This is a genomic window from Kitasatospora sp. NPDC048540 (assembly GCF_040651175.1).
Taxonomy (GTDB): domain Bacteria; phylum Actinomycetota; class Actinomycetes; order Streptomycetales; family Streptomycetaceae; genus Kitasatospora.
In genome coordinates this window covers 55,892-78,130 of sequence record NZ_JBEZIR010000006.1, presented here as the reverse complement: position 1 = coordinate 78,130, position 22,239 = coordinate 55,892, and the positions used below count along the sequence as shown (strand labels likewise).

The window sequence follows — 22,239 nt, the reverse complement described above, 5'->3', positions numbered from 1 at the left end:
TTGTGCCGGGTGCCCCAAGGTTTCCACCCCCCACTGACCCGGAAGGGCCACAGCACGTGACCAGCAACCAGACCGGTGCCACCTACGCCGCCGCGGGCGTCGACATCGAGGCGGGCGACCGCGCCGTCGAGCTCATGAAGCAGTGGGTGCGCAGGACCGACCGGCCCGAGGTGGTCGGCGGCCTCGGCGGCTTCGCCGGCCTCTTCGACGCGTCCGCCTTCAAGCGCTACGAGCGACCGCTGCTGGCCTCCGCCACGGACGGGGTGGGCACCAAGGTCGCCATCGCGCAGGCGATGGACAAGCACGACACGATCGGCCACGACCTGGTCGGCATGGTCGTCGACGACCTGGTGGTCTGCGGCGCGGAGCCGCTGTTCATGACCGACTACATCTGCGTCGGCAAGGTGCACCCCGAGCGGGTCGCCGCCATCGTCAAGGGCATCGCCGAGGGCTGCACGCTGGCCGGCTGCTCGCTGATCGGCGGCGAGACCGCCGAGCACCCCGGCCTGCTGGGCCCGGACGACTACGACGTGGCCGGCGCCGGCACCGGCGTGGTGGAGGCGGACGCGCTGCTGGGCGCCGAGCGGGTCCGCGCGGGCGACGTGGTGATCGCGATGGCCGCCTCCGGCCTGCACTCCAACGGCTACTCGCTGGTGCGCCACGTCCTGCTGAACCAGGCGGGCTGGAAGCTGGACCGCCAGGTCGAGGAGTTCGGCCGCACCCTCGGCGAGGAACTGCTCGAGCCGACCCGGATCTACTCGCTGGACTGCCTGGCGCTCACCCGCGCCACCGAGATCCACGCCTTCTCGCACGTCACCGGGGGCGGCCTGGCCGCCAACCTGGCCCGGGTCATCCCGGACGGCCTGCACGCCCGCCTGGACCGCGGCACCTGGTCCCCGCTGCCGGTCTTCCAGACCGTCGCCGAGGTCGGGAAGATGACCGCCCTGGAGATCGAGAAGACCCTGAACATGGGCGTCGGCATGGTGGCCGTGGTCCCGCCGGAGTCGGTCGACGTGGTGCTGGCGATCCTGGAGGACCGCGGCATCGAGTCCTGGCTGCTCGGTGACATCGTGGACCGCGCCGCCGAGCACGACGGCGGCGCCGCGCTCTACAACGCCTACGACGGCTTCGAGCTGGCCTGACCGGCCGGCATCCGGCAGCGGGGCCCCCGGGATCTCCCGGGGGCCCCGCTGCCGTCGCTGCTCCCGTCGGCGGCCCGCGGGCACGCCGAAGACCGGCCCGGCGCTGGTGGAGCGCCGGGCCGGCCCGGAGTCAGCTGTTTACGCCCGGCGACGCGACTGGCCGCTGTCGGCCTCCGCCTCGTCGTCCTCATCGTCCGCGTAGTAATCCGCGTACGCCGCGTAGGGATCGTCGTCCTCGTCCTCGATCGGCTCAGGCTCGATCGAAGCAGGAGCCGGCGATACGCCCAGCTCACTGGACAGACGGTTTGCGTCGAACCCGCCGCTGTTGTACTTCAGCTCGCGGGCGACCTTCGTCTGCTTGGCCTTGGCCCGGCCGCGCCCCATGGGTCGACCCCCTCAACGATGGGGCTCACGGCCCCGAGTCTGACACGTGTGGATCATCAGGCCGGCCGCCCTGAGTGGGAGAGCCGTCCCTTGGAGCATTAACGGTACCTGTTTCCGCCGCCGTACGGTACGTCTCGCGTGTGACGTGGCGCGCACCGTCGCCCCCCGAGACCAGGTCCATCCAGGTCACAGGAGGGTTTTCGGGCTTTTGCAGGCTGCCCGGAGCTTGGCCGGACCCGTCGTACCCGCAGAGATTATCCCCCGCCGGAGGCCGGAGGATCCCCCGATCGGGCTACGAACTGAGAATCCGGTTCCACATTGTGATGCGAGGGGGGCGAATCGGATCCGCCCCCCTCACCCAGCGTCAGGCCCTGCGTGCACCCGGCAGCAGGACCGAGCGCAGCGCACTGATCTCCCGCATCCGCTTCTCGGCCAGCCGGTCGGCCGCCACCGCCGGCGGCACGCCGTCCAGCGCGGCCCGGGTGAAGATCTCCAGCGTGGTGTCGAAGATCTTGGTGGCCTTGTTCTTCGCGCGCTCGAAGTTGAAGCCCTCGATCTCGTCGGCGACCTGGATCACGCCGCCGGAGTTCACCAGGTAGTCCGGCGCGTAGAGGATGCCGCGGTCGGCCAGGTCCTTCTCGACCCCGGGGTGGGCCAGCTGGTTGTTGGCCGCGCCGCAGACCACCGCGGTGCCCTCCGCGCCCAGCGCGGCCACCGTGAGGTCGTCCAGCGCGCCGCCGAGCGCGCAGGGGGCGTAGACGTCCAGCTTGGCCTGGAGGAGGGCGGCGGTGTCGGCCACCACCTCGACCTCCGGGTGGGCCGCGCGCACGCGGTTGACGGCCGCCTCGGAGACGTCCGTGATCACCACGCTGGCGCCGTCCGCGACCAGGTGCCCGACCAGGTAGTGGCCGACCTTGCCGACGCCCGCCACACCGACCCGCTTGCCGCGCAGGGTGGGCTGGCCCCAGCGGGCCTGCGCGGAGGCGCGCATGCCCTGGAAGACGCCGAAGGCGGTCAGGATCGAGGAGTCGCCGGCGCCGCCGTGCTCCGGCGAGCGGCCGGTGACGAAGTCGGTCTCCCGGGCCACGACGTCCATGTCCTGGACGTAGGTGCCCACGTCGCAGGCGGTGATGTAGCGGCCGCGCAGGGACTCCACGAAGCGGCCGTAGGCGCGCAGCAGCGCCTCGGTCTTCACCTCGTTCGGGTCGCCGATGATCACGGCCTTGCCGCCGCCCAGGTCGAGGCCGGCCAGCGCGTTCTTGTAGCTCATGCCGCGGGACAGCCGCAGCGCGTCCTCCAGCGCCTCCTCCTCGGTGTCGTACCGGTGGAAGCGGGTGCCGCCGAGGGCCGGGCCCAGGGCGGTGGAGTGGATGGCGATGATGGCCTTGAGACCGGAGGACCGGTCGTGGCAGAGGACGACCTGCTCGTGCCCGTCGCCGGCGGCGCCGTCCTGAGCGGTACCGAAGATCCTGCCGAGCACGCCGGGTGCGGGGTGCGAGACGGATGCGGTGTGTACGTCGGTCACTGTGGTGACTCCAGTAATTGCGGGCCCGCGGCGGTGGTGCGGGCGTCTGTGTCGAAGCCTAGCCCTGGAGGTGGGCCCGGATCTGCCCCCTGACGGTCCCTGAGACATAACGAGCGGACCGCCCGGTCGGCACCCTCCCCGGTGGCCCGGGGTACGTGCGACGATGCGGTCTGTGACCGCTGTGCGAACTTCGGTGATCCCGCCCTACGCCGCCCACCTGCGGGTGTACGAGCCCCTCGCCGCCTACCCGGAGCCGGACCGGACCCGCTGGCAGGCCTGGGCCGCCGCGCACGGCCCGGACGCGGACGGCCCGCGGCGGCCGGTCGCCGGGGCGGCGCTCGCCGAGCAGCGCGCGGCGCTGGCCGAGCTGGCGGCGCGCACGCCCCGCCCGCTGCCGGAGCACGAGGACGACCGGGCCTACGTCAGGGTGGTGGACGGGGTCACCTACGTCTGCCCTTGGACCACCCGGCTGCGCAGCTGGCAGGCGCTGGAGGAGCTGTCCGCGGCGCTGCCGGCCGCGCTGCTGGACACCGTGCTGCCGCCGGCCGTGCGGGCCGCCGCGGTGGCCGACCGGGAGCGCTGGCGGGCCGAGCACCCGGACGCCCGGCCGTGGATCCTGACCAGCCGCTGGGAGGTGCCGCTGCGCTGGTTCCCGCTGTTCGGGGAGGAGGACCGGCGCTACCTGCCGGCGGTGCCGGACCGGGGCGAGGAGGGCGGGGCCGAGCCGGCCGCCCTCTTCTACCTGACCTCGATGGTGCAGGCGCGCCGCCGGGTGGCCCGCGGGTACCGGGCGCTGCGGCTGCGGCCGTCCTCCGGGTCCGGGGAGCGCGAGGCGCGCTCGCGCGCCCTGGTGAAGGGGGTGGAGCAGGTCGGGCGGTGGCTGGAGGAGTTCCACCCGCGCTCGCTGGTGGAGCTGGACTACGGCGGCCTGGTGCACCTGCTCGGGCCGCGCTGGCTGGCCGAGGAGCGGTCGGTCGGGGAGATCGAGGCGGGCCTCGCCGCGTTGCGCTCCGGGGACGGCGCGGCGGCCGCCAGGGCGTACGAGTCGGTGACGGCGCGTTGGCGGCAGGTGCTGGCGCTGCGGCAGAGCAGCTGAGCGCAGGAGCGGGCGGGACGGGCCGGGCGGCCGGGACTGACGGCCGTTCACGTCGGGGCTGCCGGGGTCTGGCCCGATGTCAGTGGGCCGGGTGAGGATGGGGTGAGGAAGGTACGGACCTTCGGCCCTGGCCGGGCGACCATGGTCCCGGTTCGGGTCAATACCTGTCGAACGTGACACTACTCACCGTTGACGCGAACTTACCCCTATGTGCAAAAATGGGACAACCAGCCCAAGTTCACTCAAGTGTGTCCACTTTTGGGTGGATCTGCCGGTGGTGTGTGCTTTGCGGAGAAACAGCGGGTCTGGTCCTGCCGTAACCGGATGTCACCGTGGGGTGACTGTCCGCTATGGGAGGGTCCATGGCCATCCGTCGCTCTTGAACCCGTGAGGGGTCAATTTTGGCGGTTTGGTCGATGGGGCTGGACGGATGGTGTAGTTGTAGACACCAGGACAAGCCGTTCGTCCTATAACCGACTCGGCCCGTCTGTGCCATTTCGGGCATCGCGGGCCAAGGTGCAGAATTTGAAGGATAGAACCGCCCTGGTTCGGTTCTCCCGAGGAGGCCGCTCATGACCGCTCGTACCCCTGACGCTGAGCCGCTGCTGACGCCGGCAGAGGTAGCCACGATGTTTCGCGTTGACCCGAAGACGGTGACCCGTTGGGCCAAGGCAGGCAAGCTCACGTCTATTCGCACTCTCGGCGGCCACCGCCGGTACCGTGAGGCGGAGGTGCGTGCTCTGCTGGCCGGGATTCCGGCGCAGCGTACCGAGGCCTGAGGGCCTCGCTGAAGTCTTTCCGAAGGGGCTGTATCCCTGGACTCCGCCGGGTCCGGGATGCGGCCCCTTCGGTGTGCCCGGAATCCGTTCCGCCGGCCCCGGAGGCGGGCATTCCTATTGGGGCTGGTGGGGGTGGGGGCAATTAGCGTGAATGCATGTGCAATTTTATATATTAAATGACGACGTGTCCGAGGGGGGTCCATCCTGTGTGGTCCCGGGAGAAGATACGTGATGACCGTCACTCGCCCGTTACCTTGAGGTCTAGACCTAGACTGGGGTAAGTGGGCCTGAGGGGGAGTCAGGAAAAACAGCAAGGCCCGGAACCTTGCGGTTCCGGGCCTTGCCTCACTGCGATCCCGACGGGACTTGAACCCGCGACCTCCACCTTGACAGGGTGGCGAGCTAACCAACTGCTCCACGGGACCAGAGATCTGATCCTTGCCCGCCTGCTCTCGCCTGCGAACAAGACAGATCGTACTGCATGTGGGGCCCCCAGGTCGAACCGGCCGCCGGCGGCCCCCGCCGCAGCTCAGAGCGTGCCCGCGGCGGCCTCCATCGCCTTCAGGATCCGCTTCTCGGAGACCGGGCTCGGGGTGCCCAGGCCCTGCGCGAAGAAGCTCACCCGCAGCTCCTCGATCATCCAGCGGATCTGCCGGACCTCCGGCGACGGCTGCCGGCCGGCCGGCACCCGGGCCAGCAGCTCGCCGTAGGCCCGCTGGACCTCCTGCACCTTCTGCAGGTGCTGCATGTCCCGCTGCGGGTGGTTGGGCAGCGCCTCCAGGCGGCGGTCGACCGCGATCAGATAGCGCTTCAGGTCGGGCAGCCGCTGCCAGCCGGTCTCGGTCACGAAACCCGGGTGCACCAGCGAGGCCAGGTGCAGCCGGACGTCGTTCACCGCGGTCAGCAGGACCGGGCTGCTCACCGACTTCAGCCGGTTCGAGGCCTTCTGGAAGGCGATCAGCGCGGTGGCCGTCTTGAGGGTGGTGTCCGCCGACAGCTCGTACAGGTCGGCCCGGACCTTGTCGTACAGCTTGGTGAACGACTCCTCGTCCCAGGCCGGGCCGCCGTTCAGGGCCATCAGCCGGTCGGTGGCGGCCGCCACGATGTCCTCGAACAGCGCGGGCACCGAACCGTGCGGGTTGTTCGACAGGGCGAGCTTGGCCTGGTTGCCCAGCCGGCCCTGGATCGACTTGGCCGGGGAGTTGACCCGGAGCATCAGCAGCCGCCGGGTGCCCGCCCACATCGCCTGCTGCTGGTCCTCCGGGGTGTCGAACAGCTTGATCGCCACCGACTCGCCCTCGTCCACCAGCGCCGGGTAGGCCCGCAGCGAGTGGCCGCGCGAGCGCTGCTCGAAGGTGCGCTGCAGGGTGGGCAGACCGGCCGGCCAGGCGTCCAGCCCGCGCTGCTCGATGCCCCTGCCGGAGGCGGCCGAGGAGAGCGTCTCGCTCAGCTTGGGCTTGAGCTTGCGCCGCAGCTCCTCCAGGTCCTTGGACTCGGCCAGCTTCCGCTTGCCGTCCACCACCCGGAAGGTCACCTTCAGGTGGTCCGGGACCCGGGCGTCGTCCCAGGCCTCCGGCGGGATCACGATGCCCGACATCCGCTGCAGGACCCGCTCCAGGGTCGGCAGCAGCGGCTCCTGACGGTCCTGAACCTGCTTCAGGGCGGCCGCCGCGAAGTCCGGCGCCGGGACGAAGTTGCGCCGCAGCGCCTTCGGCAGCGCCCGGATGTACGCGGTGACCAGCTCCGCCCGCAGCCCCGGGATCTGCCAGTCGAAGCCCTCGCCGGTGACCTGGTTGAGCACCGGCAGCGGGATGTGGACGGTGACCCCGTCCGCGTCGCTGCCCGGCTCGAACTGGTACGTCAGCCGGAACCGGAGCTTGCCCTGCTGCCAGTGGTCCGGGTAGTCGGCCTCGGTGACCCCGTCGGCCGACTCGTTGATCAGCATCGACTTCTCGAAGTTCAGCAGGTCCGGCTGCTCGTGCCGGGCCTTCTTCCACCAGGAGTCGAAGTGCCGGGTGGAGACGATCTCCTCCGGCAGCCGGGCGTCGTAGAAGTCGAACAGGGTCTGGTCGTCGACCATGATGTCGCGGCGCCGGGCCCGGTTCTCCAGCTCCTCGACCTCGGACAGCAGCGTCCGGTTCTCCGCGAAGAACCTGTGGTGGGTCTCCCAGTCGCCCTCGACCAGGGCGTTGCGGATGAACAGCTCGCGGCAGAGCTCCTGGTCGATCCGGCCGTAGTTGACCTTGCGCTGGGCCACGATCGGCATCCCGTACAGGGTCACCTTCTCGTAGGCCAGCACCGCGCCGGCCTTCTTCTCCCAGTGCGGCTCGCTGTACGTGCGCTTGATCAGGTGGCCGGCCAGCGGCTCCACCCACTCCGGCTCGATCTTGGCGTTCACCCGGGCCCACAGCCGCGAGGTCTCCACCAGCTCGGCCGACATCACCCAGCGCGGCGGCTTCTTGAACAGGCCGGAGCCCGGGAAGACCGCGAACCGCGAGCCGCGGGCGCCGCCGTACTCACGCTTCTCCACGTCGAACAGGCCGATGTGCGACAGCAGGCCGGAGAGCAGCGCCTGGTGGATCCGGTCGGCGTCCGGCTCCGCGTCGGGGTGCGGCTCGTCGATGGTCACCCCGAGCTGCTTGGCCACCGTGCGCAGCTGGGTGTAGACGTCCTGCCACTCCCGTATCCGCAGGTAGTTCAGGAACTCGGACTTGCACATCCGGCGGAAGGCCGAGGAGGAGAGCTCCTGCTGCTGCTCCCTGACGTAGCGCCACATGGCGAGGTAGGAGAGGAAGTCGGAGGTCTCGGAGGTGAACCGGCGGTGCCGGTCGTCGGCGGCCTGGCGCTTGTCGGCCGGGCGCTCGCGCGGGTCCTGGATGGAGAGCGCGGCGGCGATCACCATCACGTCGCGGACGCAGCCGAGCCCGTCGGCGGTCAGCACCATCCGGGCCATCCGCGGGTCCACCGGCAGCTGGGCGAGCTTGCGGCCGAGCGGGGTGAGCCGCTTGCGGTGGTCCTTCTCCTCCGGATCGAGGGCGCCGAGCTCGTGCAGCAGGGCGACGCCGTCCTTGATGTTGCGCGAGTCCGGCGGGTCCAGGAACGGGAAGGCGGCGATGTCGCCGAGGCCGGCCGCGGTCATCTGCAGGATCACCGAGGCCAGGTTGGTGCGCAGGATCTCGGCGTCGGTGAACTCGGGGCGGGAGAGGAAGTCCTCCTCCGAGTACAGCCGGATGCAGATGCCGTCCGAGGTACGGCCGCAGCGGCCCTTGCGCTGGTTGGCGCTGGCCTGGCTGACCGCCTCGATCGGCAGCCGCTGCACCTTGGTGCGGTGGCTGTAGCGGGAGATCCGGGCGGTGCCCGGGTCGATCACGTACTTGATGCCGGGGACGGTCAGCGAGGTCTCGGCGACGTTGGTGGCCAGCACCACCCGGCGGGAGTTCGAGCGCTGGAAGACCCGGTGCTGTTCGGCCGAGGACAGCCGGGCGTACAGCGGGAGGATCTCGGTGAACTTCAGTTTCAGCTTGGTCAGGGCGTCCGCGGTGTCGCGGATCTCCCGCTCGCCGGACAGGAAGACCAGGACGTCGCCCGGGCCCTCGGCCTGGAGCTCCTCGACCGCCTCGCAGATCGCCTGCACCTGGTCGCGGTCGCGGTCCACCTCCTCGTCCTCGGCGCCCTCCTCGACGATCGGCCGGTAGCGGACCTCGACCGGGTAGGTGCGGCCGGAGACCTCGACGATCGGCGCGCCGTGGAAGTGCTCGGCGAACCGCTCCGGGTCGATGGTCGCCGAGGTGATCACGACCTTGAGGTCGGGGCGGCGGGGGAGCAGCTGCTTCAGGTAGCCGAGCAGGAAGTCGATGTTGAGGCTGCGCTCGTGCGCCTCGTCGATGATCAGGGTGTCGTACTGGCGCAGCTCGCGGTCGGTCTGGATCTCGGCCAGCAGGATGCCGTCGGTCATCAGCTTGACCAGGGTGTCCGGGCCGACCTGGTCGGTGAAGCGGACCTTCCAGCCGACCGCCTCGCCGAGCGGGGTGTCCAGCTCCTCGGCGACCCGGTCGGCGACCGTCCGGGCGGCGATCCGGCGCGGCTGGGTGTGGCCGATCAGGCCCTTCACCCCGCGGCCGAGCTCCAGACAGATCTTCGGGATCTGGGTGGTCTTCCCGGAGCCGGTCTCACCGGCGACGATCACCACCTGGTGGTCGCGGATCGCCGCCAGGATCTCGTCCTTCTTCTGGCTGACCGGCAGCTCGGCGGGGTACCGGATCGCCGGGACGGCCGCCCGCCGCTGCGCCACCCGCAGCTCGGCCTTGGCGACGTCGGCGGCCAGCTCCTCGGCGATCTTGAGGCGGGCTTCGGGGCTGCGGACCCGGCGGGTGCCGTCCAGCCGCCGGCCGATCCGCTGCTGGTCGCGGAGCATCAGCTCGGGCAGCCGGGCGGCCAGCGCTCCGATGGTGGCTGCATCGGCGGGCTGGGATACGGGAGAACTCACGGGGGGCATCCCTCTAGGTTGCAGGGAGGCACGGGCGGGGCGCACCTCGGTTTTTCAACGCCTCAAGTGTCACAGAACCACGGGAGAGGGCGGTGAGGCGGCCGGGGCGGGGGCGCGGGACGGCCGGGGGCTACTTGCGGGCGGGCGTCCACTTCATCCCGAACCGGTACGCCCGGGAGATCACGTCCTGGATCCCCGGCCCGTCCGCGGGCGTGAACCAGCGCACCTCGCGGCTGACCACCAGCTCCCCCTTCTGCCGCTGCAGCAGGGCGATGGCGCAGGCGTGGGCCCTGGGCGGGCAGTCGTCCAGCCGGACCTCGATGTGGTCGCCGCGGTCGGAGGCGAGGGTCACCACCGCGTCCAGCCCGCGGAAGTCGCCGGCTCCCTCGTAGATGTAGACGAAGAGCAGCAGCTTGGCGAAGCCGCCCTGGTGGTCGAGGTTGATCGTCAGGTTCTCGCCGGTGGCGACGGCGCCGGTACGGTCGTCGCCGTCCAGCGCCACGTACGGGAACCGGTCGACCGCGCCGAAGGAGTCGCCGAGCGCCTGGACCACCGTGCGGCGGCCGTCGGTGAACTTGACCATGCAGCCCAGGTCGAGATCGATGTCCGGCGCCGCGCCGGCCCGCAGGCCGGCCCGGATGCGGTGCAGCAGGCCCTTGGCCTCCTTGGCGGTGGCGAGGGCGGCCGCCCGCGGGGAGGTCCAGTTGAGGTTGACCCGGATCAGCCCGGAGGTGACTCCGCGCTTGGTGAGAGAGACGGCGGGTGCGGTCTTGGTCAGGACGACGTGGCTGGGACGGGACATGGGTGGGCCGCCTTCCGGAGGAGTCCGTCGCTGCCCGGGGGCAGGCGGGACCGGTGCCGGCCCGCCGTGCCCCGGGGGAGCGAGAACTTACGCCGGTCGCCGGGCCTTCTCGCGGACTTGGCCGATTCGTGACCGGCCGGAGGCAGGTCCTAGGGCGCGGCGGGGGCCGGGCGGGGCGGCAGCACGGCGCAGGTGGTGGTGCCGTGGGCGTACAGCCGGCCGTCGGCCACGCCGGTCACCCGGGCCTCGGCGGTCGCCACCGTCCGGCCCACGTGCAGCGCCAGCGCCTCGCAGCGCAGCAGCCCGGTGTCGGCGAACACCGGGCGGACCAGGTGCACGTTGAGCTGGGTGGTGGTGTAGCCGGTGCCGGCCGGCAGCAGGCTCATCACGGCGCACCCGAGCGCGGAGTCCAGCAGGGTGGCGAGGTAGCCGCCGTGGACGCTGCCGAGCGGGTTGTAGAGGTGCTCGCCGGTGGTGCCCTCGAAGACGGCGCTGCCGGGGCCGACCTCGGCGAGCCGGAACCCCAGGGTGCTCGCGATCGGCGGTGCCGGGATCTCGCCCGCGACGATGGCCCGCAGCACCTGCTCGCCCGACAGGCCGGTGTACGAGGCGGCCGGCGGGGCGGGCGTCCAGTGGTGGGTCCGGGTGCGGATGCCGTCGGCGGTACGGGCGGCGGCCCGAAGATCGGTGGTCATGGCACCCAACCTGCCCGCCGGCCGCGGCCCGCTCAAGTACGGAATCCGTACCTGCGGCGGCGGTACCCTGGCCCGCATGGACGGCAACCCCCGAGGCTACGGCCAGTTCTGCGCGGTGGCCCGGGCCCTGGAGGTGCTCGGCGAGCGCTGGACGCTGCTGGTGGTCCGCGAACTGCTGCTCGGCTCGACCCGCTTCTCCGAACTCCGGGCCGGACTCCCGCAGATCTCCCGCACCATGCTCTCCGCCCGGCTGCGGACCCTGGAGGGGGCCGGGCTGGTCGAGCGTCCGGCCACCGGCGGTTACCGGCTCACCGAGGCCGGCCGGGCCCTGCGCGGCGTGGTCGCCGAACTCGGCGGCTGGGCCACCACCTGGGACCGCACCGCCCTGCGGCCCGACCACCTCGACGCCCGGGTGCTCGGCTGGGACATGCACCGCCGGGTCCACCACGACCGGTTGCCCGGCCGGCCGACCCTGGTCGAGCTGCACTTCCCCGACGCCACGCCGGACCGCTTCTTCCTGCACACCGCCCCGGGCGGCGTCACCCTGTGCGCGGACGACCTCGGCCGGCCGGTCGCACTGCGGGTCGAGGCCGAACTGGCGGCCTTCACCGGCTGGTGGATGGGCGAGCTGAGCTGGGACCGGCTGCTGAAGAGCGGCGCGGCCCGGCTGGAGGGCCCGAGCGAGCTGCGCCGGGCCTTCCCGACCTGGTTCCGCGGGTACGTCTTCGCCCCCGGCGCCGGCTGAGCGGCCTCGGGCGAGCGGCCGCAGGTGGGCGGCCGCGGCTGGGCGGCCCCACCCGGGCGGCCTCAGCGCGCCGGGGCGATGTTCTGGTTGGCGCGGAACAGGTTGTCCGGGTCGTACGTCCCCTTCACCCGGGCCAGCCGGTCGTAGTGGTCGCGGTAGGTCGCGCGGACCCGGTCCTCGCCCTCGTCCATCATGAAGTTCACGTACGCCCCGCCCATCGAGTACGGGTGCAGCTCCTCCCAGTAGCCGACGCACCAGTCCCGGATCACGCCGGCGTTGGCGGGATCCGGGTCGATGCCGCCGAACACCCCGGACCACACCGCGTCCCGGTAGCTCCACGCGGTGTCGTCCCGGCCGACCCGGTGGGCCGCGCCGTCGACCGGGTACAGGTGCATGGTCGACAGGCCGGTCGGGATGGCGGCCGCGTACTTGGCGTGCACCTCGATCGCCTCGTCGGTGATCCGGTCGAAGAAGTCCCCGCGCCAGTACCACTGCAGTCCCGGCGGGAGCAGCGGGTCGAAGGTGCTCTGCAGCGCCGGGTAGGGGATCGGCGTCGCGAAGTGGAAGGCCGGCGGGCCGGCGTCGGCCACCGGCGCCAGGGCCGCGTCGAGGCCGTCCAGGTCGCCGGTCCAGCACCACACCACGCCCGCCATCTTGCGGCCGTGGATCTCCTCGGGGAACGGCGGCCCGGGCGGGATCACCAGCGCCGCGAAGAAGCCGCTCAGCTCGTCGGGCTGGTGCGGGAGGAACTCGCGGTACCAGCGCAGCACCTCGGGCGTGTGCTCGACCGGCCAGACCGTGACCCCCAGCCCCACCGTGCCGACCGGGTGCAGCCGGAAGGTGAAGGAGGTGACCACCCCGAAGTTGCCGCCGCCACCGCGCAGCGCCCAGAACAGGTCCGGATGGTGGCTCTCGTCCGCGGTCACGAAGCTGCCGTCGGCGAGCACCACATCGGCCGACAGCAGGCTGTCGATGGTAAGGCCGTAGCGGCGGGTGAGGTGGCCGTGGCCACCGCCGAGGGTCAGGCCGCCCACCCCGGTGGTCGAGATGATGCCGGCCGGCACCCCGAGCCCGAAACCGTCCGCGGCGTGGTCGAGTTCGCCGATCAGCGCGCCGCCGGCGACCTGCGCCGTGGCGGCCACCGGATCCACCCGCACCCCGCGCATCGCCGCCAGATCGATGATCATCCCGTCGTCGACCAGGCACAGCCCGCCGCCGCTGTGGCCACCGCCGCGCACCGCGACGGCCAGGCCGTTGTCCCGGCCGAATCCGACCGCCGACATCACATCGGCCGCGTCCGCGCACGGCACGATGGCGGCCGGCCTCCGGTCGATCATCGCGTTGTAGATCTTGCGAGCCTCGTCGTACCCCGGGTCGCCCGGTCCGGTGACCGGGCCGCGCAGGGTGCCCCGCAGCGATTCGTAGGTTGCCGTGTCCATCACGCTCTCCTTGCTGCGGACCGGCCCGGCACCCGGATCGACGCGTCGCGCCCCCACCGGTCGCCCTCCGTGACCGCAGCCCACCACTCGCCCGTGCCCCTCGGGCCCGGGCCGGATGCGCGAGGGCGGGCACCGCGAGCTTGGGCGCCGCGTGAGCCGCCCGCACCTTCCAGCATGCGCCGCCGCCCCGCCCGCCGCACGGCAGCCCGACCGGTCCACGGCCAACGCCGCACCCGCCCCCGCGAGTTCGGGCAACCGTGCGGCCACCGAGCCGCCGTACGCCTCCCGCGGATCCGACGCGCACGACCCGCCGGGCGGTCCGGAACCGGCCGGTCGGGAGCCGGAACCCCGGGCGACATCCGGCGTTAGCACAACGGCCGCATCGGCCCCCGAGACTGGTGCGCGATCACCCCCGGTGACCGCTCCCGGGCTGGGAGTAGGCCCTTGATCGAAAGGCTGCGCAGCCAATGGCACCCCGCCTGTCCGTCGTCGTCCCGATCTACAACGTCGAGCCCTACCTGAAGGAGTGCCTCGACTCGATCGCCGCCCAGACCTTCACCGACTTCGAGTGCGTGATGGTCGACGACGGTTCCCCCGACGGCAGCGCGGCCATCGCCACCGCCTACGCCGCCGAGGACCCCCGCTTCCGGCTGGTCCGCCAGGAGAACCGCGGACTCGGTGCCGCCCGCAACACCGGCTGGCGGCACGCCGACCCGGGCGCCCAGTACCTGGCCTTCGTGGACAGCGACGACACCCTGCCGCCCAGCGCCTACCAGCTGATGATCGAGACCCTGGACCGGACCGGCTCCGACTTCGCCGCCGGCAACGCGCTGCGCTTCCGCGACGCCTCCGGCTACTACCCGTCCCACGCCCACCGCAAGCCGTTCGGGGAGACCCGGCTGCGCACCCACGTGACCGAGATCCCGTCCCTGGTCACCGACCGCACGGCGTGGAACAAGGTGTACCGGCGGTCCTTCTTCGACGGCGCCGGCATCCTCTACCCCGAGGGCATCCTGTACGAGGACGCCCCGGTCAGCGTGCCGCACCACTACCTGGCCAAGAGCGTGGACGTGCTCTCCGAGCCGATCTACCACTGGCGGGTGCGCGAAGGATCCGACGCGTCCATCACCCAGCAGAAGACCGACCCCCGCGGGGTGATCGACCGGGTCCGCTCGATGGAGCTGGTCCGCGAGTGGCTGCTCGCCCGCCCCGAACCCGAGTTCCGCGACTACCTGAGCTCCTACGACGCCAACAGCCTCGCCGAGGAGATCCCGATGTTCTTCTGGTCCGTCCCGGACGGCGCCCGGCCGTTCCGCGAGGCCTACCAGCAGCACGTCAGCCGTCTGCTGCACGCGATCGGCCCGGAGCAGATCGGCCGCCTCGGCGCCCAACTGCGGGTCAAGTACCGCCTCACGCTGGCCAACCGGATGCTGGAGTTCGTGCTGCTGCAGCGCCTCCACCGGCTGGCCCGCTGCCGCCCCCGGCTGCGCCGCGCCACGGCCTGAAGGGGGCGGGCGGGGCCGCAGAGGCGCCCCCCGCGTCGACGGCGCACGCCCGCGCGGACGGGGGCGTGCCCGTGCCCGGGCCGGTGGTCACCGACCCGGGGGCACCTGCCGGGAAGTCAGCTGTGCGCAGGTCACAGCAGGAAGAGCTTGGTGAAGGGTGAGGTGATCCGCTCCTGCCGGGAGCCGAAGTCGACAAGGACCGCGATCTCGCCGTTGCCCTCGACGCTGATGGTCCGGCCGAGGCCGTACTCGTCATGCGTCACACGGTCACCAACGGCGAATCGCTTGGGCGGCGGTGGGGCCGCGGTACGGAAGGGGCTGGTGGGAAGGTGGCGCCGGGGCGCGGCTGAATTCGTCATCGATGCCAGTATGCGCCTGATCCGATGTACGGGGGTGATCCGGGACCTCAAATTTCTGAATCACACGGCCCCGGCGGCGGTCCGTGCCGCCCTCGCCCGCCCGCGAGTTGATCACCACCCGGCGCGGACGGGCCACGGAGGGCCCGGTGGCGGCCCCGGAAAGTCGGCGTGAGGAAATCCCCCGTTTCGGCTCGGACCCTGCTACAGTCGTGCTAGTTGCAGTTTTGGTTCCCATGAACTTTGTGTGCGCCTGCTGGTTGTGACCGCAGGCGCATTTTGTTTCCCGGTTTTTTCTCCCGGGCGGGTCATCATGGCGGCGACGCGGAGCTCGCGAGCTGTGAGTTTCGGACTGCCCATTGAAGGAGATTTTTTTATGGCTACTGGCACCGTGAAGTGGTTCAACTCGGAAAAGGGCTTCGGCTTCATCGAGCAGGAGGGTGGCGGCCCGGACGTGTTCGCCCACTACTCGAACATCAACGCCAACGGCTTCCGTGAGCTGCTCGAGGGCCAGAAGGTCGAGTTCGACGTCACGCAGGGCCAGAAGGGCCCGCAGGCGGAGAACATTCGCCCGCTCTGACATTCGCTGCCCGGCGCACACTGCCGACAGCCGAGGCCCGCACCGCGTCCGCGCGGTGCGGGCCTCTCGGCGTTTCCGGCCCCGCCGGGCCCCCGCCGGGCCCCGCGGGGCTCTCTCATGGGCGCCCGCCGGGTCCGTGCGGCGCGGCCTGGCCCGGGGTGCCGTGGGCCGGGTGTGCCGCGGGTGTGCGCTGGGCGCGGTGGGCGGCCACCCGGACGCGGGTCGCGCAGCGGGGGGAGCAGTAGCGCTGGGGCGTACGGCGGCCGGTGTCGAAGAACCAGTGCTCGCAGTCGGGCGCGGCGCAGCTCCCCCAGGCGCAGCCGCCGCGTTCGCCGAGCCACAGGCCGAGGGCCAGGGCGGCGGTCGACAGCAGCCAGTGCGTCAGGCCGGCCTCCCGGGGTGCCCGGGAGTGCAGGGACCACGGGCGCCCCGGGAGGCGGACCAGCGTGGGGCGGGCGGGGTAGCGGTCGAGCAGGTCGTTGATCAGCCCCGCGGCCGTGTCCTCGTCGGTGGTGGCCAGGATGCGGACCAGGTGGGCGGTGGCCCGCCTGAGCTCGTCCGCGTCGGCGTCGGTGAGCGTGAACGGCGGGCCGCCGTGGCGTTCGACGAGGGCCTGGAGAGCGGCCGGGCCCGCGCCGGGATCGTCCTGGACGGTGTTGGCCAGGTCGGCGATGAAGTGGAGCCCGCGGGGATTGTTGTCGCCGAGTTCCGCAGCCATGGCCTGGTCCTCCGTGTTCTGTCGCGTTGGGTCGGTGGCCGGCGGCCGGTGTCCGATTTTCGGGATCAACGGTCCGAAATCCGGTGCGCGGCCGGGCCCGAAGGGTGAGCCCGACCCAATGGTAACGTCTAATCACATAAGTTGACGTTACGCCCTGGGGGCGTGCCGTCCCACTCGCCGTGCCCCGGGGCCGTACGTCCTGCGGGGGTGGCCGGGCCCTGGGGAGAGCCATGCGTGTCCCGACGACGACGCCGGTACTGATCGTGGGCGGCGGCCCGGTCGGCCTGACCCTGTCGGTCCTGCTGTCCGAGTACGGCGTGGACCACCTGCTGGCCGAGGCGCGCCCGGGTACCTCCCGTCATCCCAAGGCCCGTGGCGTCTCGGCCCGTTCGATGGAGATCCTCCGGCGCTGCGGCCTGGAGGACGCCGTCCGGCAGGCGGGGCTCCCGGCCTCCCAGGTCTTCTTCTACCGCGGCCGCGACCTGGTCGACCCGGAGTTCGTCCGCACCGGCGTTCCCGTACCGGCGCAGGACGGCCGGGAGCCCACGCCCGCGCCCGGCCTGATCTGCTCCCAGGACGCCCTGGAGCGCGTCCTGGCCGACCGGGCCCGCCGGCTCGCAGGGCCGGCCGTACGGTTCGGCACCCGGCTGGAGTCCTTCACCGAGCGGGACGGCGCCGTCCACGCCGTTCTGGAGGACCGTGCCACCGGCCGTCGGCAGACCGTACGGGCCCACTGGCTGATCGGCTGCGACGGGGCGTCCAGCACCGTCCGTACCGGCGCGGGCATCGCCATGGAGGGACCCACGGGCCTCGGCCACTACCTCAGCATCCGGTTCGAGGCGCCGCTCGGTCCGGTGGTGGCGGACCGCGCCAGCGCCTCGTACTTCCTCACCGCGCCCGGGCGCGGCGGCTTCATGGCGGTCGACAACGACCGGCACTGGATCTACCAGCACCCCTTCGACCCCTCGGCCGGGGACATCGACGGGGGTCCCGGCGGGGGTCCCGGCGGGGATCCCGCCGGGAATCTCGGCGGGGATCCCGGCGGGGATCCCGGTGAGCCGGCGGCCGGCCGGGACCGGACCTCCCGGCTGGTCGCGCTGGTCCGGGCGGCCGCCGGCATCCCGGACCTGGAGGTCACGGTCCGGGACACCATGGCCTGGCGGATGGATGCGCGGCTGGCCGCCGGGTACCGCCGCTCACGGGTGCTGCTGGCCGGCGACGCGGCGCACGTGGTGCCGCCGACCGGCGGGCACGGGATGAACACCGGGATCGGCGACGCCGACAACCTCGCCTGGAAGCTCGCCGCCGTCACCGCGGGCCGCGCCGCCGACGCGCTGCTGGACACCTACGAGGCCGAGCGCCGCCCACTCGCCCGGCAGGTCATCGACCTGTCGCTGGCCAATGCCAGGGCCCGCGCGGGCTACCGCATCGATGACGAGCTCCTGCTCACCGCCGCCTACCGTTCCACCGCGGTCCTCCCCGACCCGGGCGCGGCCGACCACGCCTCTGCCGGCCGGTCTCCGCTGGACCCCGCCGGCCTCGGCCCGGACGCCGCCCCCGGGGAACGCGCCCCGCACGTACGGCTGACGGGCGCCGACGGGATCACCTCCACCCTGGACCTGGCCGGCCACGGCTTCACCCTGCTCACCCCGGCCGAGGCCCCGGCCTGGCGACGGCAGGCCGAGCACGCGGCGGCCGCCGGGCTCCCCGTCACGGCCCGGACGGTCACGGGCGGCGACAGGAACGAGAGCGAACCCGGCAGCTGGGCGGCCCGCTGCGGCATCCCCGGCAGCGGCGCGGTCCTGGTCCGTCCCGACGGCCACCTCGCCTGGCGGGCCACCGGCCCGGCGCCCGCCGACACGGGCCACCTCACGGCCGTGCTCCGGAACATCCTCGGAATCCCGGGCGCCTGAGGCAGCAACAGCCGCCGCTGGTGGGCGGCAGATCCGGCGACTGCGGGAGCGTCAGGTCGTGACGGAAATGTGTTCGCGTGTGGGCGATGTCGTTGATGTACGATCACCCGGCTGACCGCCGCGAAGCCCGCAGCGGGGCTCGTACGTATTCGTATCCCGGGGGACTGTTGAAGATTCGTCGTTCGCTCGCCGCTGCCGTTTTCCTGGCGACCGCCGCCGCACCCGTCGCCATGGGCGCCGCCCCGGCGTTCGCCGACACCGCCCCGGCGGGGCACGAGCAGACCGACCCGGCCGAGACCAAGGCGGCCGAGACGAAGGCGGACGAGGCGAAGACGGACGAGGCGAACCGGGCCGCCATCGAGAAGCTGCTCGTTTACCCGAACGACTACCTGCTCACGGACCCGAGCGCCTACCTGCGCGAGCACGCGGCCGCGGCCCTGGCCGGCACCCCGGCCGACCGGGCGCACTTCCTGGCCGTGGAGGTGGACGGGATCCGCCGGGACGACGCGCGGATCGCGATCGCCCGGATCATGAACGCCGCAGGCCCGGTGCTCAAGAAGCAGTGCAGGGCTCTCGTCGACTCGGACGACGTCGAGGCGCTCCGCGCGTTCCTGAAGACCGGCCAGTACGTCGCCCGGGCGGAGGACGAGAAGCGCGCCGCGGAGGACGACGACCGGCTCCGGCTCAGCCAGATCATGTCGGCCGGTGGCCCGGCGGTGCGCAAGGCCGCCGGAGCGGCGTTGGACGGCAGCATCGAGGACGTTCGCGCGTTCCTGAAGACCGGCCAGTACGTGGCCCGGGCGGAGGACGAGAACCGCGCCGAGGTGCAGCGCCTCCTCGACGACCCGAACAGCGGGCCGGTGGTGCGGGAGGCCGCGCAGAAGGCGCTCGCGGGCTCGGCCGCGGACGTCGAGCACTTCCTCAAGGCCGGGCTGAAGAACGCCGCGGAGACCGACGACCGGATCCGGACCACCCGGATCATGTCGGCCGGCGGCCCGGCGGTGCGCAAGGCCGCCAACGCGGCCCTGAGCGGCAGCATCGAGGACATCCGCACGTTCCTGAAGACCGGCCAGTACGTGGCCCGGGCCGAGGACGAGAACCGTGCCGAGGTGCAGCGGATCCTCGACGACCCGAACAGCGGGCCGGTGGTGCGGGAGGCCGCGCAGAAGGCGCTCGCGGGCTCGGCCGCCGACGTCGAACACTTCCTGAAGGAGGGCCAGTTCACGGCCCGCGCCGCGGACAAGGCTGCGGCGGAGGCCGCCCGTGGCACCTCCGGCTCCGCCCAGCCGGGCACCACCGTGGTCCCCGCCGCCGCCACCGCCGGTGGGACGGCGCCCGCCGCGGCCGCCGACGTCCGGACCGTCGGCGAGGACTCGCTGGCCAGCACCGGCCCGACCACCCCGCTCGGACAGCTCGCCGCCGCCGGCGGCGCGGCCGTCCTGCTGGGCGCCGGCGCACTCGTCGCCGCGCGCCGCCGCCCGCAGGCCTGATCACTCCCCTCCGCCGGTCGGTGCGCCCGTCGCGCCGGCCGGCGGAGTGCTTCCGTCGCCCCGGACCCGCCCGCCCCGGACCCGGGCTCCGCGGCGGCTCCGCGCGGGCGTCGGTCAGTACGGGAGCAGTTCGGCGGTGACCAGGTCGAAGTCGAACGGCTCCGGGACGTGCAGCGTCTCGCCGAACTCGATGTCCTCGCGGCGGTGGTACCTGGTGCCATCCGGCCGGCTGAAGAGCGTGACGGTCTTCTGCCGAGCGTCGACCAGCAGATACAGCGGGATCCCCATCAGCGGGTAGTCGCGTACCTTCCCGACCCAGTCGTTCTCCGGGTTGGACGGGGAGACCAGCTCGACGGCGACCGCGGCGACTTCGGAAGGGACCTGGTTCTCGGTCGTCTCCAACGCCTCGCCCGGAAGGTACGTCAGGTCCGGGTTCCGGCTCTTGCCCACGTGCGGTGAGACGAGGTCGGTGTTCTCGCTCGGCAGCAGATCCGACGGAGCGTGTGCGTCGAACTGGCGGCGGACCAGGAGGAGGTTCCGCTGGTGGATGCCCGAGGGACTGACCATCATGACGATGGTGTCGCCCGACAGCTCCACCTTGAATCCGTCGGGCAGGCTCCTACGGGCCTCTTCGAGGAGTGCGAAGTGCTCCGGGTTCATGCGCGATGCCTCCTGGATTGCGCCGGACAGCACCTCAGCGTAGTCCGGGCCGCCCGACTATCGGCCAGGCTGGGCCAGCGCCGAGGTCGAACCCGGCGCTCTGGGCTCAACGGCCGTGGGCCTCGCGGTCGGCCTGGGCCAGCCAGCCCAGGTACCACTCGCCGAAGCTCACCCGGTCGCGGCCGGTGCCAGCGAGCGGCTCGATGGGGCCGTCGCACGCCCGGAGGTCGGTCCAGAGGGTGCCATGCTCCGGCCCGGTCACCACGAGCCAGGTGTAGTAGCCGCATCCCTCGTGGCTGAGGCGGATCGCTCCGGCGGTCATCTCGTCGTGGAGCCTCTCCCACTCCTCGCTCCAGACGCGGTACGCCGCGAGATAGGACTGTTCGTCGGGGAAGTCGTCCGAGACCGGCTCGCGAGCGTCGAGGTCCGCCGACCAACGAGCCCGTTGGTCCGCAGCGGGGAACGGCCTCCACAGTAGCGAGTTGTCGCTTCGGACCGTGTCGTCCAGCCAGTGCCAGCCCTGCCCGTCACACCGCAGTGGGAAGAGGCCGTAGAAGGGGCCCGCTCCGCCTGCGCCGACCTCGACGAGGAAGTTGCGGTAGTCGGTCGGGAGCGCGACACCGAGTTCTTCCTCGGCCTCTGCCAGGTCGGCCTCACTCAGCGGCGGCTGCAGCACGAAGTCATGCCCGAAGCCCTGCTGACGAGCCCCGAAGACCTTCTCCGTGAACGGGGATTCCCGCAGAGCTGTCACCCGCTCGCGGACTCCCGACCAGTCGACCCCCGCGCCGGTGTTCGCCGGCTGCCACCCAACACCGGTCACGTCCATCTCGTCGCCGGTCGCGCCCATCTCGCCCCCACAGGTCCGGCGCCGCCCCACCGGCCGAGGAGCTCCGCCGGAGCCACCACCAGGCGAAGCGGCACGAAAATGCCCCCGAAGCGAGTGCTTCAGGGGCATCATGCCTGTTCAGGCTGGTGTGGCCAGGGCCGGGGTCGAACCGGCGACCTTCCGCTTTTCAGGCCAAGCCGGGGCGGTGAGATGCCCCGGTTTGGGTGATTCTGCCGTCCGCGGAAGGCTGCCGTCGGACGCCATTGTTCGGGCCGGTTGGCGTCAGCGTTGGCGTCAACCGGGGGCCAGTCCGAGGCATGGCGGCCGGTAGGACGGAGGCTCGGGGTGCCACACGGGGCACCTCACCCGTCGCCTGGTCGTGCGACGGGTGAGGTGTCTACGAGTCCTTCTGCGAAAACAGCCAGGTCTCGAAGCCGGACAGGAACTCACCCATCGCCCCGAGCGATGACGGGTCTGCCTCGTACTGGATCGACAGGTTGACCTCGTACAGCTTGTACGCGGGCCGTGCGTCGCGCGCTGCTGCAGCGGCGGCTGCCAGCGCACGGACCGCGTCGTCGCGCCGGCCGGTCTCGACTGACTCGATGAGCTCGGGCCAGAGGTTGTCTCCGATGTGGTCGAAGAGCTCTATCAGATGCAGGCCGGCCTTGTGGGCACGGTTACGGATAGCCTCCTGCTCGGCGCTCCGGTGGTCCTCGGCTTCCCCAGCTTCGAACAGCTCGACCGGCACCGTGAGGTCGGGGGTGGGCGTGCCTTCCAGGAGCGCGGTCAGCAGCAAGACGGCGTCGATCTTGGGAAGGATCTCCGCGACGTCCACGAGGCCCCCGAGGGTTCCGACCGCCTGCTCGACAGCCGAGTAGTCGTGCTCGGCGATCTGGTTGTCAAGGTCGAAATGAAGGTCGAGGATCGCACTGCCGATGCCGCGAAGGTCGTCCAGATGTGCGTCGACCTCGGCCTCGATGCGTTCGAGGGTCTGTCGAAGTTCGCGAGCCTCGGCGGCCTGTTCCTCAAGCGCGGCTACCGCTTTGGCAATCTCACTCACACCGTGCCCCTTGTCCCGTGAGAATCCGTCTCAACTTC

19 protein-coding genes and 1 tRNA gene are annotated in these 22,239 nt (G+C 72.1%); 8 read left to right on the top strand and 12 right to left on the bottom strand.

Annotation, left to right across the window (positions count from 1 at the left end; translation table 11 throughout):
* Positions 1-56: 56 nt before the first annotated feature.
* Positions 57-1,142 carry a phosphoribosylformylglycinamidine cyclo-ligase gene (gene purM, locus AB0D08_RS05035; protein WP_033823605.1) on the top strand — a complete coding sequence of 362 codons (1,086 nt, stop codon included), beginning with the start codon at positions 57-59 and terminating at the stop codon, positions 1,140-1,142.
* 138 nt (positions 1,143-1,280) lie between these two features.
* Here the strand turns inward: purM and AB0D08_RS05030 are convergent, their stop codons facing one another.
* Both AB0D08_RS05030 and AB0D08_RS05025 read right to left on the bottom strand, forming a co-directional pair.
* On the bottom strand, positions 1,281-1,526 hold the full coding sequence (locus AB0D08_RS05030) for a DUF3073 domain-containing protein (RefSeq protein ID WP_033823604.1): 246 nt from the start codon (positions 1,524-1,526) through the stop codon (positions 1,281-1,283).
* A gap of 364 nt (positions 1,527-1,890) precedes the next feature.
* A complete protein-coding gene (locus tag AB0D08_RS05025) occupies positions 1,891-3,006 on the bottom strand; it encodes a Glu/Leu/Phe/Val dehydrogenase dimerization domain-containing protein (protein ID WP_033823648.1) in 1,116 nt (371 codons plus the stop codon).
* Positions 3,007-3,223: 217 nt separating this feature from the next.
* Here AB0D08_RS05025 and AB0D08_RS05020 point away from each other — a divergent pair, with 217 nt between their 5' ends.
* A complete protein-coding gene (locus AB0D08_RS05020; RefSeq protein WP_233289267.1) occupies positions 3,224-4,147 on the top strand; it encodes a hypothetical protein in 924 nt (307 codons plus the stop codon).
* Positions 4,148-4,719: 572 nt separating this feature from the next.
* The gene (bldC, locus tag AB0D08_RS05015) at positions 4,720-4,926 is read left to right on the top strand and encodes a developmental transcriptional regulator BldC (RefSeq protein ID WP_014137253.1); all 207 of its coding nucleotides are present in this window, start codon (positions 4,720-4,722) and stop codon (positions 4,924-4,926) included.
* A 351-nt stretch (positions 4,927-5,277) separates the two neighbouring features.
* Here bldC and AB0D08_RS05010 read toward each other — a convergent pair.
* The 4 genes from AB0D08_RS05010 to AB0D08_RS04995 form a co-directional block, all read right to left on the bottom strand.
* Positions 5,278-5,351, bottom strand: a tRNA-Asp gene (locus tag AB0D08_RS05010).
* A 104-nt stretch (positions 5,352-5,455) separates the two neighbouring features.
* On the bottom strand, positions 5,456-9,421 hold the full coding sequence (gene hrpA, locus AB0D08_RS05005; protein WP_359886228.1) for an ATP-dependent RNA helicase HrpA: 3,966 nt from the start codon (positions 9,419-9,421) through the stop codon (positions 5,456-5,458).
* A 121-nt stretch (positions 9,422-9,542) separates the two neighbouring features.
* Positions 9,543-10,214, bottom strand: a complete 672-nt coding sequence (locus tag AB0D08_RS05000; protein WP_359886227.1) for a hypothetical protein — start codon at positions 10,212-10,214, stop codon at positions 9,543-9,545.
* Between the two features lie 149 nt (positions 10,215-10,363).
* Positions 10,364-10,909, bottom strand: coding sequence for a PaaI family thioesterase (locus AB0D08_RS04995; protein ID WP_033823599.1), 546 nt, complete (start codon positions 10,907-10,909; stop codon positions 10,364-10,366).
* Here AB0D08_RS04995 and AB0D08_RS04990 point away from each other — a divergent pair.
* The gene (locus tag AB0D08_RS04990) at positions 10,908-11,654 is read left to right on the top strand and encodes a helix-turn-helix domain-containing protein (protein ID WP_199520453.1); all 747 of its coding nucleotides are present in this window, start codon (positions 10,908-10,910) and stop codon (positions 11,652-11,654) included. The two genes, AB0D08_RS04995 and AB0D08_RS04990, sit on opposite strands and share 2 nt — an antisense overlap.
* Positions 11,655-11,716: 62 nt before the next feature.
* Here the strand turns inward: AB0D08_RS04990 and AB0D08_RS04985 are convergent, their stop codons facing one another.
* Entirely contained in the window at positions 11,717-13,093 is a 1,377-nt protein-coding gene (locus AB0D08_RS04985) for an FAD-binding oxidoreductase (RefSeq protein ID WP_033823598.1), read from the bottom strand.
* A 467-nt stretch (positions 13,094-13,560) separates the two neighbouring features.
* On the opposite strand from AB0D08_RS04985, the gene AB0D08_RS04980 reads away from it, so the two are divergent.
* Positions 13,561-14,598, top strand: a complete 1,038-nt coding sequence (locus AB0D08_RS04980) for a glycosyltransferase family 2 protein (protein WP_359886226.1) — start codon at positions 13,561-13,563, stop codon at positions 14,596-14,598.
* 131 nt (positions 14,599-14,729) lie between these two features.
* Here AB0D08_RS04980 and AB0D08_RS04975 read toward each other — a convergent pair whose 3' ends face one another.
* Positions 14,730-14,957: a hypothetical protein gene (locus tag AB0D08_RS04975; protein ID WP_033823596.1), complete on the bottom strand. Its 228-nt coding sequence runs from the start codon at positions 14,955-14,957 to the stop codon at positions 14,730-14,732.
* 373 nt (positions 14,958-15,330) lie between these two features.
* On the opposite strand from AB0D08_RS04975, the gene AB0D08_RS04970 reads away from it, so the two are divergent.
* On the top strand, positions 15,331-15,534 hold the full coding sequence (locus AB0D08_RS04970; protein WP_359886225.1) for a cold-shock protein: 204 nt from the start codon (positions 15,331-15,333) through the stop codon (positions 15,532-15,534).
* Between the two features lie 115 nt (positions 15,535-15,649).
* On the opposite strand, the gene AB0D08_RS04965 is transcribed toward AB0D08_RS04970, so the two are convergent.
* A complete protein-coding gene (locus AB0D08_RS04965; protein ID WP_359886224.1) occupies positions 15,650-16,252 on the bottom strand; it encodes a CGNR zinc finger domain-containing protein in 603 nt (200 codons plus the stop codon).
* 230 nt (positions 16,253-16,482) lie between these two features.
* On the opposite strand from AB0D08_RS04965, the gene AB0D08_RS04960 reads away from it, so the two are divergent.
* Both AB0D08_RS04960 and AB0D08_RS04955 read left to right on the top strand, forming a co-directional pair.
* Positions 16,483-18,165 carry an FAD-dependent monooxygenase gene (locus tag AB0D08_RS04960; RefSeq protein ID WP_359886223.1) on the top strand — a complete coding sequence of 561 codons (1,683 nt, stop codon included), beginning with the start codon at positions 16,483-16,485 and terminating at the stop codon, positions 18,163-18,165.
* 167 nt (positions 18,166-18,332) lie between these two features.
* Entirely contained in the window at positions 18,333-19,655 is a 1,323-nt protein-coding gene (locus tag AB0D08_RS04955) for an ALF repeat-containing protein (protein WP_359886222.1), read from the top strand.
* 114 nt (positions 19,656-19,769) lie between these two features.
* On the opposite strand, the gene AB0D08_RS04950 is transcribed toward AB0D08_RS04955, so the two are convergent.
* The 3 genes from AB0D08_RS04950 to AB0D08_RS04940 form a co-directional block, all read right to left on the bottom strand.
* A complete protein-coding gene (locus AB0D08_RS04950) occupies positions 19,770-20,315 on the bottom strand; it encodes a Uma2 family endonuclease (protein WP_033823593.1) in 546 nt (181 codons plus the stop codon).
* Between the two features lie 106 nt (positions 20,316-20,421).
* A complete protein-coding gene (locus AB0D08_RS04945; protein WP_359886221.1) occupies positions 20,422-21,162 on the bottom strand; it encodes an SMI1/KNR4 family protein in 741 nt (246 codons plus the stop codon).
* A 376-nt stretch (positions 21,163-21,538) separates the two neighbouring features.
* Positions 21,539-22,201 carry a hypothetical protein gene (locus AB0D08_RS04940; protein ID WP_359886220.1) on the bottom strand — a complete coding sequence of 221 codons (663 nt, stop codon included), beginning with the start codon at positions 22,199-22,201 and terminating at the stop codon, positions 21,539-21,541.
* Positions 22,202-22,239 lie beyond the last annotated feature (38 nt).